The organism is Vibrio sp. 16 (genome assembly GCF_963681195.1).
In the GTDB taxonomy this organism is placed as follows: Bacteria; Pseudomonadota; Gammaproteobacteria; order Enterobacterales; family Vibrionaceae; genus Vibrio; species Vibrio sinaloensis_D.
In genome coordinates, this window is the sequence record NZ_OY808997.1 from 338,664 (window position 1) to 356,666 (window position 18,003).

Genomic DNA, 18,003 nt, shown 5'->3' on the forward strand with positions numbered 1-18,003 from the left:
CGCCAATTGGTTTTGGGCTAACATCACACCGACTAATTGCTTGGTTGCCTTATTTTTTTTATCAAATAGAATAGAAGCCACTCACGAGCCTAGTGGCTTATTTTGTTGCTGAAATTTATAAATTGTTAATCGTTATTTCTGTTCTATAGTTAGAATTGACGTTAGAAACATAAATCAGCCACAACGTTTCAAAAGAAAGGCAATTATTCTCACCCATGCAAGGTTTAGCGAAACTACTTGTGATTGAGGACGACGCACAAGCGCGGACGAATCTCAGTAATATTTTAGAATTTGTTGGAGAGCAGTGCGAAGCGATCAGCTCTGACCAAGTTGAAGAAATTGACTGGTCGGCGATTTGGGCTGGATGCATTGTCGGCTCTGTGGCTGGTGGAAATCTAGCCCCTAACCTAAGCGAGAAGCTAGCCCGTGCAAATCATGTCCCACTCTTGATTGCTGGTAAACACTCTTACCCTGTCGATGAGCTGACTCACTATGTTGGTGAGCTCGATTTCCCTCTTAACTACCCACAACTAAGCGAAGCACTAAGACACTGTAAAGACTTTCTTGGCCGTAAAGGCATGAATGTCGTCTCATCGGCGCGCAAAAATACCTTGTTCCGCAGTCTCGTTGGCCAAAGTCATGGGATTAAGGAAGTTCGCCATCTTATAGAGCAGGTGTCGAGTACAGAAGCGAATGTGCTCATCTTGGGTGAATCGGGGACAGGTAAAGAAGTTGTTGCAAGAAACATTCATTACCATTCCACTCGTCGAAGCGGTCCATTTGTTCCGATTAACTGTGGCGCAATCCCACCTGACTTGCTAGAGAGTGAGTTATTCGGTCACGAAAAGGGCGCATTTACTGGTGCCATTACCTCGCGAAAAGGGCGCTTTGAACTGGCTGAAGGCGGGACACTGTTCCTTGATGAAATTGGTGATATGCCAATGCCTATGCAGGTCAAGCTGTTGCGCGTGCTGCAAGAGCGATGCTTTGAGCGTGTTGGTGGCAATACCACGATTAAGGTTGATGTTCGTGTCATCGCGGCAACTCACAGAAACTTAGAGTCAATGATCGAAGATGAGTCGTTCCGTGAAGACCTCTATTATCGCTTGAATGTGTTCCCAATTGAGATGCCAGCGCTTCGTGATCGCAAAGATGACATCCCACTTCTACTTCAAGAACTGATGACACGGATGGAAGCGGAAGGCGCGCAACCAATCTGCTTCACACCACGCTCTATTAACTCTTTGATGGAGCACGACTGGCCAGGTAACGTTCGTGAGCTTGCCAACTTAGTTGAGAGAATGATCATTCTTTATCCGAACAGTCTTGTCGATGTCAACCACTTGCCAACCAAATACCGCTACAGTGATATTCCTGAGTTTCAACCTGGGTATAACACCGGACGCACGGTTGAAGAACAAGAGCGCGATGCGTTTTACGATATCTTCTCTGAAGATTTTAGCTTAGAGTCGAATGACCTGTTCCAAGATAGCGAGGCAGCGCCGCAAAACTTACCTCCTGAAGGGGTTAATTTGAAAGAAATGCTCGCCGATTTGGAAGTGAACATGATCAACCAAGCACTTGAAGCACAGGGTGGCGTTGTCGCGAGAGCGGCCGATATGCTCGGTATGCGCCGGACAACCTTGGTTGAAAAAATGCGCAAATACAATCTGCAACGTTAGAAAACTGCACGTTCACGAGACTGTCAAAATCTCGACCTTTCTCTAACTGCTTGAAAATAAACAACAATAGTCTGGAATGATTTTTGCATTCTAGGCTATTGTAGTTTTTAAGGCAGAAATACGTCATGCAGCCCAACCCAGTTACTGAGAATCAAACCTCACTTGGTACCTTAGAAGAACAAGTAGAACGTTATCAGCAAGTGCTCAATGTGATGCCTGCAGGCGTAATTCTACTCGACACTCAAGGTACGGTGTGTGAAGCAAACCCAGAAGCGCAGCGCTTACTTGAAGTTCCTCTTGTCGGTCAAAAGTGGTTCGACATCATTCAACAAGCTTTCGCGCCGCGTGAAGATGACGGGCACGAGATCTCTTTGCGTAATGGACGTAAGGTTCGACTTGCGATATCTGCGTCGGCAACAGGCCAGCTTATTCTGATCACGGACCTCACCGAGACGCGCTTGCTTCAGTCGAGAATCAGTGATTTACAGCGTTTGTCATCTCTGGGTCGAATGGTGGCCTCTTTGGCTCATCAGGTACGAACTCCGTTATCGAGTGCCATGTTGTACGCCTCGAACCTTGGTGCTCCAAATCTGCCGCCAGCAACCAAAGATCGCTTTCAAAGCAAGCTGATGGATCGTTTGCATGATTTAGAAAAGCAGGTCAACGACATGTTGTTGTTTGCAAAAGGCGGCGACAATAAAGTCGTCAAACCTTTTACCATCTCAGACCTTGTGGCTGAATACTCGCCCATGGTGGAAACGGCGCTGAAGAATAATCAGATCGATTACTTCATCGAAGTGGAACAAGAAGAGACAGAGCTCCTTGGTAACGCGAACGCGATTGCATCTGCTTTAAGTAACTTGGTGATGAACGCGATCCAAATTGCGGGCAAAGCCTCTCAAGTTGACGTCTTTTTTAGACCCGTAAACAACGAATTAAGAATTTCGGTGCAAGACAGTGGCCCAGGCGTGCCCAAGGAATTGCAAAGTAAAATTATGGAACCTTTCTTTACGACTCGCTCTCAGGGGACCGGCCTTGGCTTAGCGGTTGTACAAATGGTTTGTCGTGCTCACGACGGAAGGTTAGAGCTGATCTCAGAAGAGGGGGATGGTGCCTGTTTTACCATGTGCATCCCGCTAGAGCGCCACACCACTTCTGAACAACATATTGAGACTGGAGAGTAATAATGGCTCAAAGTAAGGTACTGATTGTTGAAGACGATGAAGGTCTACGCGAAGCCCTAGTCGACACGCTCGCTTTGGCTGGTTACGAATGGCTAGAAGCAGATAGCGCAGAAGATGCGTTGGTCAAACTTAAATCCAATACGGTTGATATTGTGGTCTCCGATGTTCAGATGGCGGGGATGGGAGGACTGGCTCTTCTGCGTAATATCAAACAGCATTGGCCAAACCTCCCGGTACTGTTGATGACGGCGTATGCCAACATTGAAGATGCCGTCTCGGCCATGAAAGATGGCGCGATCGACTACATGGCGAAACCTTTTGCCCCAGAAGTGTTGCTTAACATGGTTAGCCGCTATGCGCCGGTAAAGTCGGAAGACAATGGCGATGCGGTGGTTGCCGACGAAAAGAGCATTAAGTTGTTGGCACTGGCCGATAAAGTGGCGAAAACTGACGCCAGCGTGATGGTCCTAGGGCCTAGTGGCTCAGGTAAAGAGGTCATGTCTCGCTATATCCACAATGCGTCAAATCGTAAAGATGGGCCTTTTGTTGCAATAAACTGTGCAGCGATTCCTGACAACATGCTCGAAGCGACCTTATTCGGCTATGAAAAAGGTGCGTTTACTGGCGCGGTTCAAGCGTGTCCGGGTAAGTTTGAGCAAGCGCAAGGCGGCACTATTTTACTTGATGAAATCAGTGAGATGGATTTGAACCTGCAAGCCAAACTATTGCGTGTTCTTCAAGAGCGAGAAGTCGAGCGCTTAGGTAGCAGAAAGAGCATTAAGTTGGATGTTCGTGTTTTGGCTACCAGTAACCGAGACCTTAAGCAATATGTTCAAGAAGGTAACTTCCGCGAAGACTTGTACTACCGTTTAAATGTGTTCCCAATTGCGTGGCCTGCATTGTGCGACCGTCCTGGCGATATTGAGCCTCTTGCTGTCCACCTTATTGAACGTAACTGCAAAAAACTGGGGATGCCGGTACCGACCCTAAGCCCACAAGCGATAAGCAAACTTGCCGGGTATGCTTGGCCAGGTAATGTTCGTGAACTCGACAACGTCGTTCAGCGTGCGCTTATTTTGAGTGAAAACAATCACATTGGCGCAGAGCAGATTTTGCTTGAAGGGTTAGATTGGCAAGACGCCTCGGGTTTACAGCAAGTGGTGGAAAATTCTGACGCCCGTGCGCCTGTGATTCAGCCTGTTGCAGAGGTGGATTCGAGCAAAGTGGCCTCATCGGTTGGTGGACTGGGTGGTGAACTAAGAGACCAAGAATTCGCCATCATTCTTGAAACTTTAGTGGAGTGTAACGGACGCCGAAAAGAAATGGCGGAAAAACTTGGAATCAGTCCGAGAACTTTGCGCTACAAGTTAGCAAAAATGCGCGATGCGGGGATTGATATTCCAAACTAACATGCTATTTTCGACGCTCATAAGGAAATGGCACACACTTTGCAGCGTCATAAATACAACAAAAGTTTTAGTCAAAGAGTTGACGACCGAGGTATCGATGAAAATTGATGGTTTCCAAAGCGAAATGCAAGCGATGATGTTTGAAGCAGGGAATACCAAGCCCGCAGTAACAGGCCATACGGTCGGCGCGGATTTTGGTGAGCTGCTCAATAATGCGATTAACAACGTCAACAGTCTTTCTAAAGCATCAGGTGATCTACAAACACGTTTTGATCGAGGTGATGAAAACGTATCACTGTCTGATGTCATGATCGCCCGAAATAAGTCCAGCGTGGCGTTTGAAGCAACAATTCAAGTACGTAACAAACTTGTGGAAGCGTACAAAGAATTGATGAACATGCCAGTGTAAAGATAGGTAACACCTGTGTCAGAGCAAAATCAATCAACAGACCTAACCGTAGCAGAAGCGGGTGCTGACAGCGCAATGTTGGCGACATCTGATCTTGATTCAGGTGTGCAAAACCCCGATCTCGACGAGAAAAGCAGCTCCAAGTTCGACATGGCGGTGGGTGACCTCGACCTGCTTCGCCAAGTCGTGTTAGTCCTCTCTATTTCCATTTGTGTTGCCTTGATCGTGATGTTGTTCTTCTGGGTGAAAGAGCCAGAGATGAGACCTCTTGGAGCTTATGAGACCGAAGAGCTGATTCCTGTTCTGGACTACCTTGATCAACAAAAACTTGATTACAAACTTGATGGCAACACTATCCTAGTGCCTTCAAGTGAATACAACACGCTTAAGTTGGATATGGTTCGTGCTGGATTGAACCAAGAGAAAAACGCGGGCGATGATATTTTGCTTCAAGATATGGGTTTTGGCGTTTCTCAGCGTCTTGAACTTGAGCGCTTGAAGCTCAGTCGTGAGCGCCAGCTTTCTAAAGCAATTGAAGAAATGAAGCAAGTGCGCAAGGCTCGTGTACTGCTTGCGCTACCAAAACAAAGTGTGTTTGTTCGCCATAACCAAGAGGCATCTGCGTCTGTCTTTTTGACCTTGGCAACCGGGGCTAACCTCAAACAAGAAGAAGTCGACTCTGTGGTCGATATGGTGTCGAGTGCCGTTCCTGGCATGAAACCGAATCGCATCACGGTCACCGATCAACATGGTCGATTGTTGAGTTCGGGTTCCCAAGACCCTGCCTCTGCCGCTCGCCGTAAAGAACACGAGCTTGAGCGCAAGCAAGAACAAGCGCTACGTGACAAAATCGATTCTGTATTAATTCCTATTCTTGGTTTTGGTAACTACACCGCTCAGGTTGATATTCAGCTCGACTTCAGCGCTGTTGAACAAACACGTAAAAGCTTTGACCCCAATACCCCATCAACGCGAAGCGAATACACGCTTGAAGACTATAATAATGGAAGTGTGGTAGCGGGCGTACCGGGTGCGTTGAGTAATCAACCGCCAGCGGATGCCTCAATTCCACAAGATGTCGCGCAAATGAAAGATGGGACAGGTTTAGGGCAGGGCTCTGTTCACAAAGAAGCAACGCGCAATTATGAGCTTGATACGACCATCAGCCATGAACGTCGCCAGACAGGTGTGGTGAACCGTCAAACCGTAGCCGTCGCTATCAAAAATCGCGCGATTGTGAATCCAGATACGGGTGAGACAACGTATCAACCTTTATCGGACGCTGACCTATCTTCGATCCGCCAAGTACTGATTGGGGCAGTTGGATACAGCGAAGCGCGCGGCGATCTACTAAACGTATTGAGTATGCAGTTTGCAGAACCTGAAGTTGAAGTGCTGCAAGATGTGCCGATTTGGGAACACCCGAACTTCAATGATTGGGTACGTTGGTTCGCAAGTGCACTCGTAATTATTGTGGTTGTGTTGGTGCTTGTTCGCCCAGCGATGAAGAAACTTCTCAACCCTGCGTCGGATGATGACGATGACCAGTTGTATGGACCAGATGGATTACCAATTGGCGCTGATGGTGAAACCAGCTTAATTGGTAGCGACCTTGAAGGTGGTGAGCTGTTTGAATTTGGTTCAAGCATTGACTTGCCTAACCTACACAAAGATGAAGACGTATTGAAAGCCGTCCGTGCTCTTGTGGCAAATGAACCAGAGCTTGCGGCTCAAGTAGTGAAGAATTGGATGCAAGATGCCTAACGAAATAGTGCCTCAACAAGAGGGCGGTGGTGACGTTGCCGAAAACGCCGTAGACATATCAACCATTCCTGGGGAAGAGCGTGCAGCGATTCTTCTTCTTAGCCTGAACGAGGAAGACGCCGCGGGCATCATCCGCCATTTGGAGCCGAAACAGGTTCAACGCGTGGGTAGCGCAATGGCGCGTGCTGCGGATCTCAGCCAAGAAAAAGTCGGTGCGGTACACCGTGCATTTTTGGAAGACATTCAAAAATACACCAACATTGGTATGGGCAGTGAAGACTTCATGCGTAATGCCCTTGTTGCGGCGCTGGGTGAAGACAAAGCGAACAACCTGGTTGACCAAATCCTGTTGGGTACGGGCTCAAAAGGTCTCGACTCATTGAAATGGATGGACCCACGTCAAGTGGCCAGCATCATTATCAACGAGCACCCGCAGATTCAGACTATCGTACTTTCCTACTTAGAGCCGGATCAATCAGCCGAAATCTTGTCTCAGTTTGCTGAGCGTGACCGCCTCGATTTGATGATGCGTATTGCCAACCTTGAAGAAGTTCAGCCATCGGCACTGGCAGAGTTGAACGAAATCATGGAGAAACAGTTCGCGGGTCAAGCGGGTGCACAAGCGGCCAAGATTGGCGGCCTGAAGGCAGCGGCAGAGATCATGAACTACATGGACAACAACGTCGAAGGTATCTTGATGGATCAAATCCGCGATCAAGACGAGGACATGGCGACTCAAATCCAAGACTTGATGTTCGTGTTCGAAAACCTTATCGAAGTGGACGACCAAGGTATTCAGAAATTGCTGCGTGATGTACCACAAGATGCGCTACAGCGCGCGCTTAAGGGTGCAGACGATGGCTTGCGTGAGAAGATCTTCAAGAATATGTCTAAACGTGCCGCTGAGATGATGCGTGACGACCTTGAAGCGATGCCACCAATCAAAGTGTCTGATGTTGAAGCTGCGCAGAAAGAGATTCTGGCAATCGCTCGTCGTATGGCTGACTCCGGTGAGATCATGCTGGGTGGCGGTGCGGACGAGTTCTTATAATCAGTTGAGTAAATAAGGTGTCTATGTCTGGGGAAAGAAAACGCGGTTTCTTGCGTTTAGATGATGACGAAGTCGTTCAAAAAGCCGAGCGTTGGGGAATGCCTGACTACACGTCGAAAACGCACGCCAAAGCAAAACAAACGGCGATGAACTATGACCCTAGCTGGACACCAACAGTCTCGGAGCCTGTGGATGAAGCGCCTGTTGAACTGACTGAAGAAGAGATTGAGCTAATCAAGCAGCAAGCTTACCAAGAAGGTTTGCACCAAGGTCAAGAGGCGGGCTTTAAGCAAGGTTATGAAAAAGGCAAAGAACAAGGTTTAGAAGAAGGTCATCAAGAAGGGCTTGAAGCGGGCAAACTCGAAGGTGTTGCTGCAGGACAAGAGTTTATTCAGCAACAAGTTCAAACCTTCGTTGGCTTGGCTAATCAGTTTGCACAGCCACTTGAACTGATGAACGCGCAAGTTGAAAAGCAACTGGTCGACATGGTTTTGACACTAGTGAAAGAAGTGGTGCACGTTGAAGTGCAGACCAATCCACAAGTGATTCTAGATACCATCAAACAATCGGTCGAATCTTTGCCTATTTCGGGGCATGCCATCACATTAAAGCTTCATCCAGAAGACATAGAAATTATCCGCTCTTCCTACGGTGAAGAGGAACTGAACTTCCGTAACTGGACACTGATGCCTGAGCCCGCACTCAATCGCGGCGATGTCCAGATTGAAGCGGGTGAATCAAGTGTCAACTACCGCATGGAAGAACGCATTCGTAGCGTGATTCAGAGTTTTTGTGGGGTGAATCGTCACCAAGGTGGTGAGTAGTGCTCGCCCTCGCAGAACGCCTTTCTCAATACACCACAAGCGGCTTAACATGCCGTCCTGTTGCCTCAGGCAAGTTGGTTCGTGTCGTCGGATTAACTCTCGAAGCGACAGGGTGCCGAGCGCCTATCGGTAGCTTATGCCGCGTTGAAACCATGCATGGAGAAATGGAAGCCGAGGTGGTTGGCTTCTCGGGCGAAAGCCTCTATTTGATGCCGAGTGAGCAAATCACTGGCGTACTTCCAGGAGCGAAAGTTACCCCGTTGACCAGTGAAACTGGCTTACCTGTTGGTATGGAACTGCTCGGAAGGGTGATTGACGGGGTGGGAAATCCGCTTGATGGACTCGGTCCTATCTACACGGAAAAACGCGCGTCGTTCAACGCTCAACCAATCAACCCTCTTGCGCGTAAGCCCATTTCCGAACCTCTCGATGTCGGCATCAAAGCCATTAACGGTCTTCTTACCGTTGGTAAAGGTCAGCGTATCGGTCTGTTTGCAGGTTCGGGTGTTGGTAAGTCGGTAACCTTGGGTATGATGACTCGAGGCACTACGGCCCAAGTCGTTGTGGTTGGGCTTATCGGTGAACGTGGACGGGAAGTTAAAGAGTTTATTGAAGAAATACTGGGCGTTGATGGTCGTCAGCGCTCTGTTGTGGTGGCCGCGCCCGCCGACGCTTCACCTTTGATGCGCTTGAAGGGGTGCCAAACCGCTCTAACCATTGCTGAGTATTTCCGTGACCAAGGCTTAGATGTGCTACTGCTAATGGATTCACTGACCCGCTTTGCTCAAGCTCAGCGTGAAATTGCTCTGTCGGTTGGTGAGCCGCCAGCAACCAAAGGTTATCCTCCTTCGGTGTTTGCTAAGTTACCAGCGCTGGTGGAGCGAGCGGGTAATGGCAGTCCAGAACAAGGCTCTATCACCGCCTTCTTTACCGTCCTGACCGAAGGGGATGACTTACAAGACCCCATCGCCGACGCCTCCCGAGCGATTCTAGATGGTCACGTTGTGCTGTCTCGTGAAATGGCCGATGCGGGGCATTACCCAGCTATCGATGTCGAAAAGTCAGTCAGCCGTGTTATGCCTCAGATTACCTCGGAAGAGCATGTGCTGATGTCGAAAGCGGTTCGCCAAGTGCTGTCAGTATGTCGTAAGAATCAAGATTTGGTATCGATCGGTGCCTACAAGCCAGGGACTGATCCAGCCATTGATGGTGCGTTTACCATCAAGCCGAAGCTCGACGCCTATTTGCAGCAGTCGATGAAAGAAAGCGTCCCTTACGATATGTGTGTCAACATGCTTCGCGGTTTGCTGCAAGGGGAGTAGTAGACAATGGACAATGCACTAGAGTTTCTACTTGAACAGGCAAAAGAGCGCGAAAATCAAGCCGTTTTGGCACTCAGTCAAGCACGCAAAGAGCTTGAAGGCTATTACCAGCAACTAGAGCAAATCGAAAAGTACCGTTTAGACTATTGTAAACAATTGGTCGAGCGTGGACAGCAAGGCTTAACGGCTAGCCAATATAGCCATTTGAATCGATTTTTGACCACCTTGGATGAAACACTCGCCAAACAAAAACAAGCGGAAGAACATTTTAAAGGTCAGGTGGAAGGGTGCGAGCAGCATTGGCTTGAGAGCCGTAAGCAGAGACGCTCTTACGAATGGTTGATTGAAAAGAAACAGAAAGAAAAAGCCCACCTAGAAAATACGCGCGAGCAAAAGCAAATGGATGAGTTTGCGACGCTGCAATTTTCCCGTCGTTTATCGAACTAATATCACCTTTTTAAACAAGTAATGTGGCTCACTTCTTGCAGTGTAAGTGAATAACTTGGTGATCTTGCCACCCTAACAGAGCGTTACGTTCAGCCGCAGGTGTTTGACTATGAATATAAACCTATCAACAGTGACTGAGAGCCCAAAGGCGACCAAAGCTGCCGTTGTTGACGGCAGTTCCGAAGTCAGTGAGGAATCAAGCTCAGAGGGCTTCTTCTCTAAGTTGGCAGCATTGATCAAAGGTGAATCAGCGACTGACGAGAAAACCGTCAAAGCCGACGCAACAAAAGAAGCAGAGGTTTCCGAAGAACCAGCGGCAGTGAAAGGCGCTGGAGATGCTGCGAGCGCGGATAAAATCAAAAATAGCTCGGCAGATGAACTGCTTAGCGACGATGCCTCAAGCGATAATGCGCAGAATACTAGTTCGAAATCGGTCAAAGAGTCGGATGTTACCCACTCAGAGCGTGCTAAGACTGACCAAGAATCGAGCTCTGCGAGTCAAGAACAATCGCAACCAACGTTGTCTGCGTCAAGCAACACCACTGAGGCTGACGAGAAACAGCCTGTTCAAGCGCGCGACCCACAAACAAAATCCGCTCCAAGTGATGCCGAAAAAATAGTCGCGGATAATCAAGAAATCCTTAAACGCCTAGATCAGTCTAACAGTGCTTTGCAATCGAACAACGGCAAGGCTTTGCCTCAAGAAGAGAGTCAAACTCAAGTGACAGCGGCTGCGACCCACGCAGAAACAGTGAGCCGTTCCAAGCCTTCCGAAGTTGCCTCCCTCCAAACTGAGGCACAAATCGTAGATGAGAAAGCAAAGGGCGCCGAATCATTGCAGTCGCAACCTGAGTTGCAAGCTAGTACTGGCAAAATCACAGAGCAGCCTGATCCAAGTGTTAAGATGAATGCTTCGGAGCTGGCTTCCGCACAACCGTCGGATGAATCTGATGCCGCTATCCCCGCAGCGATAAAACCGTTTGTCGAACAGCAAGTTTCTGATGAGCAAGTTACGCAGCACGGCCCCAACGCACTCAATCCAGATACCGTGAAGGAACAGCGCGATACCGCTACTGTTCAAACAGGTACTACAGACGCTGAAGTGCTCGAAAATGTTGAGGTGCAGCTAAGCGGCGATGAAGTAAAACCATTGAAGGTAGACGCGAATCAGCGTGATACCGCAACGGAGCCGGAGGCACTTCAACAGCAGGTTGGAATGCAGCACGGCACTCAGAGTGTCGCTATCGATGAGTTGCCAGAGGGGCAGACGCTAGAAAGCGAAACTGCGGTCTCTCCCGAATTAGTCGTAGCATCAGCCACTCCGGTAATGATGGAAAAAGCCAAATCTCAGGAAGTGCCTGTAGAGAGTGGAAACTCGCCTAAATTGAACGCTCAATCTGCTGCCGTCACCCCGAACGTCGTTGAGTCGGCCACATTAAGCGCTGAAACACCGGTGGCGGCATCCGTCGCGGCTGCAACAGCCATCCCGTGGGCCGTCAGTAGTGATGAAGTTATTGTGGATGAGGACGCAGTCCTGAAACATAAACAACCGCAAGTTCAGCAGGCGGCGGTGGCTCAATCTGTTCATCAAGCTCTTAGTCAGTCACAAGCAACGCAAATGACAAACGCAGCGCAGCTGAATGCGGCGTCGGCCATGCCAGCGGCAAGTGCTGAAGCGTTGGCAGGACAACTGCAAACCGTGGTGAATTCGCCAGTAAATGTAGCGGCTTCTCCAGCTGTGACTGAACAAGCCATGCTAAAAGCTGCGATGGGCGCGAAAGCGACAGGTACAATGCTTAATAATGGTAAAGGTGCGCCTGGTGAACAAGGCGGCACAGAATCAGGATTCTCGCAACAATTGGCGCAAGCAGCAGGTATTCAACAGGCGAACTCCCCAACGGGACAACTTCGCGCTGATCAAACTGCTCAAGTCCCGCTACAATTGAATCGTGAGATTGCCAGTGATCAAGTGGCAGAGCGCGTTCAGATGATGATGTCTAAGAACCTCAAAAATATCGATATTCGCCTTGACCCGCCGGAACTAGGGCGCATGCAGATTCGGATGAACATGAATGGTGATGGTGCGACCGTCCACTTTACCGTCGCGAACCAGCAGGCGCGTGATGCGCTAGAACAGTCGATGCCTCGCCTTCGCGAGATGCTTGCTCAGCAGGGGGTTCAATTAGGCGACACCTCCGTTCAGCAACAAGCAAGTGGACAGCAGCAAAACCGCTATACTGCGAACGGGCAGGGGCAAGGTGGTCAACCAAGCAGCAATCAGGCAGGATTGAGCGAAGAAAACCTTGAACCAGACATCAATCTTGATTTGAATGTGGCAGCAAAGCGTGATGGAATTAGTTATTACGCTTAAACTATAAAATACCAACATAAAGAGAACGTTAAGTTATGGCAGTTGAAGAAGTCGAAACGGAAGCGCCCAAAGGAAAAGGCAAACTGATCATCATTATTGTTGCAGTCGTCGTTCTTTTACTCGGTGGCGGTGGTGCGGCGTTTTTCTTGATGGGGTCAGATGATGAAGCGGCAGCAGAAGAATCCGTTGAGCAAGAAGTGGTGGTGTCTACTGAGCCGGTCGCTTATGTCAATATCGCTCAACCCTTCATATTTAACGTGACCGGCGATAAGCGAGACCGCTTGGTGCAGATTAAAGTCCAGTTGATGGTACGCGGATCTGAAAACGAAAACTTGGCGCGTTACCATTCGCCATTGGTTGAAAGCTCATTGCTGAGCACCTTCGCATCGGCAACGGTAGAGCAACTGCGCAGTGCTAATGGTCGTGTTGAACTACGAGAAAAAGCCACAGAAGACATTAAAGCCAGCTTAACTCGAGCGGTTGGGCAACCTGTTATTGAACGTGTTCTATTTACCGACTTTGTCATTCAATAGGTGAGCTGTGACAGATCTATTAAGCCAAGACGAAATTGATGCGCTACTTCATGGTGTTGATGACGTTGATGAGGTAGAAGAAGAATCGGTTGCTAGCGACTCCAGCGCCGTTGATTTCGACTTTTCATCTCAAGACCGCATTGTTCGTGGTCGAATGCCAACACTGGAGCTTATCAACGAGCGCTTTGCTCGACACATGCGCATTAGCTTATTTAACATGCTAAGAAAGACCGCTGAAGTGTCGATCAACGGCGTGCAGATGATGAAGTTTGGTGAGTACCAAAACACCCTATACGTACCGACCAGTCTTAACATGGTGCGCTTTAGACCTCTAAAAGGGACAGCGTTGATCACCATGGAAGCTCGTCTAGTGTTTATTTTGGTGGAGAACTTCTTTGGCGGGGATGGACGCTTTCACGCGCGTATCGAAGGTCGCGAATTTACTCCAACCGAACGTCGCATCGTCCAACTGCTGCTCAAAATCGTTTTTGAAGATTACAAAGAAGCGTGGTCACCGGTGATGGGGGTTGAGTTTGAGTACTTGGATTCAGAAGTGAACCCAAGTATGGCGAACATTGTTAGCCCAACAGAGGTTATTGTCGTTAGCTCATTCCACATTGAAGTGGATGGCGGCGGCGGTGATTTCCACGTAGTTATGCCTTACTCCATGGTGGAGCCAATCCGTGAACTGCTCGATGCAGGTGTCCAATCAGATAAGATGGAAACCGACGTTCGTTGGAGTACAGCATTGCGTGAAGAGATCATGGATGTACCTGTTAACTTCCGAGTGAATTTACTCGAGCAAGATATTTCGTTGCGTGATCTGATGGAGTTGAGACCTGGCGATATCATCCCAATCTCGATGCCAGAGCACGCAACCATGTTTGTTGAAGAGCTGCCAACGTACCGAGTAAAAATGGGGCGCTCAGGTGATAAATTAGCGGTACAAGTGTCAGAAAAAATCAAACGACCGGATGTGGTCAAAACTGACATTGCCTTCCTTGGTAAAGATGTCATCTCTGAATTAGAAGATGATGATGGTGAAATCGAAGATTAAAAGAATTGTAGGTAATAGGTATGGAACCAAGTGACGACCAAAAACTGGCTGACGAATGGGCGGCAGCCTTAGGTGAAGATCCAAGCGCACCAGAAATCGATGTTGATGAGGTCATGTCGGCTCAACTTGATGAGCTTGAAGATACCTCAAGCCCTATCTCCGACGACGAGCGTCGTAAGCTCGATACGATTCTCGACATTCCAGTCACGATTTCGATGGAAGTTGGGCGTTCACAAATCAGCATTCGTAACTTGTTGCAGCTAAACCAAGGCTCTGTAGTAGAGCTCGAGCGTTTAGCGGGCGAATCTCTGGATGTGTTGGTTAACGGCACCTTGATCGCTCATGGCGAAGTGGTGGTGGTGAACGATAAGTTTGGTATCCGTCTCACTGACGTGATCAGCCAGACCGAGCGCATTAAGAAGCTAAGGTAAACTATGGCTTATTTGGTGAAAGGATTAGGGCTCGGGTCTCTGGTTCTCTTTTCCTCATCCGCACTGGCTGCGACACCAAGTAGCCAGCTTGATTGGGCGACCACGTTTGGGTCGCTCTTATTCGTTATTGTCTTCATCCTATTTCTCGCATGGCTTTTAAAAAGAATGCGCATTCCTGCTTTGGTTAATCAGCAAGGTTTGAGTGTGGTAAGGCAAATCCCTGTTGGGACTCGAGAGCGAATCATGATTGTTCAAGCGGGTGAAGAGCAATTTTTGGTTGGTGTCACCGCGCAATCCATTCAATTGATTTCCAAGTTGGATAAACCCATTTCTCAGGAGGGGCTGAACAAACCGGCGTTCGCGGCTAGTCCATTCGCCAGTCAACTTAGTCAGCTATTGAAAAAGCATGATAAAAACTAGCTCCATACTTGCCTTTGTCTTGACGCTTTTTGTCCAGCTATTTTCCGTTTCTTCGTTTGCACAAGAAGAGATCGACACGCCAATCCCTGCCAATGCGGCGGCGTCAGAGTCGGTCACAGTGAGCGCCATGACGCAAGAACAAGGCGCGGCACGAACCCTCACGACGGGCAGCTTTACGGGCGGGGGAGGCGGAGTTCCTGCCTTCACCATGACAACCAATGCCGATGGCAGCGAAGATTACTCAGTTAACTTACAAATCTTAGCTTTAATGACAATGCTGGGCTTTTTGCCTGCCATGGTCATTTTGATGACGTCGTTCACTCGCATTGTCGTTGTCATGTCGATATTGCGTCAGGCGATGGGTTTGCAGCAAACACCATCGAATCAGGTGATCATCGGTATCGCGATTTTCTTGACCTTTTTTATCATGTCACCGGTTTTGAACAAAATTAACGATGTTGCTGTGCAGCCCTACATCAACGAGCAAATCACCGCTCGCGAGGCATTTGATTTGGCCCAAGCGCCAATGAAAGACTTCATGCTGAAGCAGACGCGCGTGAAAGATTTGGAGACGTTTGTGAATATCTCGGGGTCGACGGCAACGGCCCCAGAAGATGTGTCGATGGCGGTGTTGATCCCAGCATTTATCACCTCAGAGCTAAAAACCGCGTTCCAGATTGGCTTTATGCTTTTCTTGCCGTTTTTGATTATCGACTTGGTGGTCGCTTCTGTTCTGATGGCGATGGGTATGATGATGCTCTCGCCGATGATCGTATCTTTACCATTTAAGCTCATGTTGTTTGTCTTGGTTGATGGTTGGAACTTGATACTCTCCACCTTGGCCGGCAGTTTCGCCTTGTAGCGGGAGATAACAATGACGCCTGAGATATTTGTTGAGCTGTTTCGTGATGCACTTTGGATGGTACTCATCATGGTGTGTGCCATCATCATTCCCAGCTTGCTGATTGGTTTGGTGGTTGCCATCTTCCAAGCGGCGACCTCGATCAACGAACAAACCTTGAGTTTTCTGCCGCGTTTGATCGTGACCTTATTAGCTTTGATGCTTTTTGCTCACTGGATGACGCAGATGATGATGGAATTTTTCTTCGGCATCATCGAGCGACTTCCTCAGGTGCTTTACTAGGCTATGGAATTCCCAGCAAGCGTCGTATTGGATTGGCTCGCCAACTACTTTTGGCCCTACACCCGCATATCGGCGATGCTCATGGTGATGTCAGTCACTGGCGCACGTTTTGTTCCAACCCGAGTTCGTTTGTACTTGGGGCTTGCCCTGACTTTTGCTGTGATGCCCGTAATTCCTGCTGTGCCCAAAGAGATTGAACTGCTCTCATTTGAAGGTTTTTTGACCTTGCTAGAGCAAATTGTCATTGGCGTGGCAATGGGGACAGTCACCCAATTTATGATTCAAACCTTTGTTATCTTGGGTCAAATACTGGGTATGCAGTCGAGTTTGGGTTTCGCGTCAATGGTGGATCCTGCTAATGGACAGAATACTCCGTTGCTTGGTCAGCTATTTATGTTTCTCGCCACAATGTTTTTCTTAGCGACCGATGGGCACTTAAAGATGATCATGTTGGTGGTGATGAGTTTTCAATCGCTACCTATCGGTGCCGGCTCCTTGACGACCGTTGATTTTCGAGAGCTTGCCTCATGGCTTGGTATCATGTTTAAAGTGTCGCTGAGTATGTCTCTCTCCGGCATTATTGCTTTGTTGACCATTAACCTATCGTTCGGTGTGATGACGCGTGCTGCGCCTCAGTTAAACATTTTCTCGTTGGGTTTTGCGTTCGCATTGATGGTCGGTTTGTTGCTGTGTTGGTATATCCTTGGCGGATTGTACAGCCACTATGAGCTATTCTGGTTACAAGGTGAGCAGCAAATATGTCGCTTTATCCGTTTGAATTGTTAACTGCTGGGAGATTAAATGGCAGAGTCTGACGGTCAAGAACGTACCGAAGACGCCACGCCCAGACGCTTGCAACAGGCTCGAGAAAAAGGGCAGGTTGCAAGGTCAAAAGAGCTGGCGTCCGTATCTGTGTTGGTAGTGGGTGCCGTCGCGCTGATGTGGTTTGGCGACTCGTTGGCGCGCGGACTATATACCGTTATGGAACGCCTTTTCTCGCTCTCAAGAGAAGAGATATTCGATCATGTAAAGCTGTTCGATATTGCACTCGGCTCGTTGACCAGTCTTATCTTGCCTCTGATTCTTATCCTTGTGACGCTATTTGTTGCTGCGGTCGCTGGTGCTGCGGGGGTGGGGGGCATCAGCTTTTCTGTTGAAGCGGCCATGCCAAAACTGTCTAAGATGAATCCATTGAGCGGCTTAAAACGTATGGTCGGGATTCAAAGTTGGGTTGAGCTTATCAAATCGATACTAAAAGTAGCCTTGGTATCGGGCATGGCGTTTTACCTTATCAATGCTGCCAAGGAAGATTTGTTCCAGCTGAGTATGGATGTCTTCCCACAGAATATTTTCCACGCGCTCGATATTTTGCTCAACTTTGTGTTGCTCATCAGCTGCTCTTTATTGATCGTGGTGGCGATAGATATTCCATTCCAGATCTGGCAACACGCCAACCAACTGAAAATGACCAAACAAGAGGTCAAAGACGAGTACAAAGAGACAGAAGGTAAGCCGGAAGTTAAAGGTCGTATTCGGATGTTACAGCGTGAAGCGGCCCAACGCCGAATGATGGCAGAAGTGCCGCAAGCGGACGTGATTGTTACTAACCCAGAGCACTTTTCTGTTGCACTTCGCTATAAGCAAAATACCGATCGCGCGCCGATTGTAGTGGCGAAAGGTACCGACCATATGGCGCTGAAAATTCGCGAAATTGCCCGCGAGCACGACATTTACGTTATTCCTGCGCCGCCATTAGCGCGTGCGCTTTATCACTCTACAGAGCTCGAGCAAGAGATTCCTGATGGACTCTTTACGGCAGTAGCACAAGTGCTGGCTTATGTATTCCAGCTTAAGCAGTACCGCAAGCGTGGTGGTCAGAGGCCTAATCTTAAAACGTCTGAACTACCAATTCCGCCTGATTTGAGGAAGTAGGCGCTATCCACCTTATTCGATAG

18 protein-coding genes are annotated in these 18,003 nt (G+C 48.6%); all 18 read left to right on the forward strand.

The features are described from left to right. The first annotated feature begins 215 nt into the window (after window positions 1-215). The 18 genes from U9J37_RS01550 to flhB all read left to right on the forward strand — a co-directional run bounded on the left by U9J37_RS01550 (window position 216) and on the right by flhB (window position 17,980). The gene (locus U9J37_RS01550) at window positions 216-1,682 is read left to right on the forward strand and encodes a sigma-54 dependent transcriptional regulator (protein ID WP_005471867.1); all 1,467 of its coding nucleotides are present in this window, start codon (window positions 216-218) and stop codon (window positions 1,680-1,682) included. 125 nt (window positions 1,683-1,807) lie between these two features. Next, a complete protein-coding gene (locus tag U9J37_RS01555) occupies window positions 1,808-2,866 on the forward strand; it encodes a sensor histidine kinase (protein ID WP_005471760.1) in 1,059 nt (352 codons plus the stop codon). Window positions 2,867-2,868: 2 nt separating this feature from the next. Next, on the forward strand, window positions 2,869-4,275 hold the full coding sequence (locus tag U9J37_RS01560) for a sigma-54-dependent transcriptional regulator (RefSeq protein WP_005471653.1): 1,407 nt from the start codon (window positions 2,869-2,871) through the stop codon (window positions 4,273-4,275). 97 nt (window positions 4,276-4,372) lie between these two features. Then, on the forward strand, window positions 4,373-4,684 hold the full coding sequence (gene fliE / locus U9J37_RS01565) for a flagellar hook-basal body complex protein FliE (RefSeq protein WP_005471738.1): 312 nt from the start codon (window positions 4,373-4,375) through the stop codon (window positions 4,682-4,684). Between the two features lie 15 nt (window positions 4,685-4,699). Further along, window positions 4,700-6,448: a flagellar basal-body MS-ring/collar protein FliF gene (fliF, locus tag U9J37_RS01570; protein ID WP_005471729.1), complete on the forward strand. Its 1,749-nt coding sequence runs from the start codon at window positions 4,700-4,702 to the stop codon at window positions 6,446-6,448. Continuing rightward, window positions 6,441-7,499 carry a flagellar motor switch protein FliG gene (gene fliG / locus U9J37_RS01575; protein ID WP_005471842.1) on the forward strand — a complete coding sequence of 353 codons (1,059 nt, stop codon included), beginning with the start codon at window positions 6,441-6,443 and terminating at the stop codon, window positions 7,497-7,499. The genes fliF and fliG overlap by 8 nt, the downstream gene beginning before the upstream one ends. Before the next feature lie 23 nt (window positions 7,500-7,522). Further along, window positions 7,523-8,323, forward strand: coding sequence for a flagellar assembly protein FliH (gene fliH / locus U9J37_RS01580; protein ID WP_005471660.1), 801 nt, complete (start codon window positions 7,523-7,525; stop codon window positions 8,321-8,323). Next, window positions 8,323-9,645 carry a flagellar protein export ATPase FliI gene (fliI, locus tag U9J37_RS01585; protein ID WP_005471816.1) on the forward strand — a complete coding sequence of 441 codons (1,323 nt, stop codon included), beginning with the start codon at window positions 8,323-8,325 and terminating at the stop codon, window positions 9,643-9,645. The genes fliH and fliI overlap by 1 nt, the downstream gene beginning before the upstream one ends. A gap of 6 nt (window positions 9,646-9,651) precedes the next feature. Continuing rightward, entirely contained in the window at window positions 9,652-10,092 is a 441-nt protein-coding gene (gene fliJ, locus U9J37_RS01590) for a flagellar export protein FliJ (protein ID WP_005471885.1), read from the forward strand. Window positions 10,093-10,201: 109 nt separating this feature from the next. Then, entirely contained in the window at window positions 10,202-12,463 is a 2,262-nt protein-coding gene (locus U9J37_RS01595; protein WP_005471611.1) for a flagellar hook-length control protein FliK, read from the forward strand. Window positions 12,464-12,498: 35 nt separating this feature from the next. After that, the gene (gene fliL, locus U9J37_RS01600) at window positions 12,499-12,996 is read left to right on the forward strand and encodes a flagellar basal body-associated protein FliL (RefSeq protein ID WP_005471657.1); all 498 of its coding nucleotides are present in this window, start codon (window positions 12,499-12,501) and stop codon (window positions 12,994-12,996) included. 7 nt (window positions 12,997-13,003) lie between these two features. Continuing rightward, complete coding sequence (fliM, locus tag U9J37_RS01605) at window positions 13,004-14,053, forward strand: flagellar motor switch protein FliM (protein ID WP_005471886.1); 1,050 nt, start codon at window positions 13,004-13,006, stop codon at window positions 14,051-14,053. A 20-nt stretch (window positions 14,054-14,073) separates the two neighbouring features. After that, window positions 14,074-14,484: a flagellar motor switch protein FliN gene (gene fliN / locus U9J37_RS01610; RefSeq protein WP_005471831.1), complete on the forward strand. Its 411-nt coding sequence runs from the start codon at window positions 14,074-14,076 to the stop codon at window positions 14,482-14,484. Between the two features lie 3 nt (window positions 14,485-14,487). Next, entirely contained in the window at window positions 14,488-14,904 is a 417-nt protein-coding gene (gene fliO / locus U9J37_RS01615) for a flagellar biosynthetic protein FliO (protein ID WP_005471686.1), read from the forward strand. Further along, entirely contained in the window at window positions 14,891-15,766 is an 876-nt protein-coding gene (gene fliP / locus U9J37_RS01620; RefSeq protein WP_038140250.1) for a flagellar type III secretion system pore protein FliP, read from the forward strand. Before fliO ends, fliP begins: the two co-directional genes overlap by 14 nt. A gap of 12 nt (window positions 15,767-15,778) precedes the next feature. After that, entirely contained in the window at window positions 15,779-16,048 is a 270-nt protein-coding gene (gene fliQ, locus U9J37_RS01625) for a flagellar biosynthesis protein FliQ (RefSeq protein WP_005471695.1), read from the forward strand. Between the two features lie 3 nt (window positions 16,049-16,051). Next, window positions 16,052-16,834 carry a flagellar biosynthetic protein FliR gene (gene fliR / locus U9J37_RS01630; RefSeq protein WP_005471856.1) on the forward strand — a complete coding sequence of 261 codons (783 nt, stop codon included), beginning with the start codon at window positions 16,052-16,054 and terminating at the stop codon, window positions 16,832-16,834. A 15-nt stretch (window positions 16,835-16,849) separates the two neighbouring features. Further along, the gene (flhB, locus tag U9J37_RS01635; RefSeq protein WP_005471693.1) at window positions 16,850-17,980 is read left to right on the forward strand and encodes a flagellar biosynthesis protein FlhB; all 1,131 of its coding nucleotides are present in this window, start codon (window positions 16,850-16,852) and stop codon (window positions 17,978-17,980) included. Window positions 17,981-18,003 lie beyond the last annotated feature (23 nt).